Source organism: Pseudomonas sp. AC463 (assembly GCF_979253585.1).
On record NZ_CEEDDZ010001071.1, the window covers coordinates 1 to 242 of the forward strand.

1 protein-coding gene is annotated in these 242 nt (G+C 67.8%); it reads left to right on the plus strand.

The window, feature by feature from the left end:
• Positions 1-242: hypothetical protein (locus AC0IYH_RS33555; protein ID WP_471838762.1), on the plus strand; the 242-nt coding region annotated here is incomplete at both ends.

The following is a 242-nucleotide window of genomic DNA, read 5'->3' on the forward strand; positions in this document are numbered from 1 at the left end:
GCCCGTCCACGCTGCTGGCCCGACACGCACCCTCCCCGCACCGTTCGACGATATCCAGCGGCGGACCTTCAATTACTTCTGGGAGCGGACGAACAAGGCGAACGGTCTGGTTCCCGACCGCTGGCCGACGCCATCCTTCGCCAGCATCGCTGCGGTCGGCTTCGGCCTGACGGCTTGGCCGCTGGGCGTGGAGCGCGGCTGGATCACGCGTAAACAGGCGCGCGATCTGACGCTGACCACGT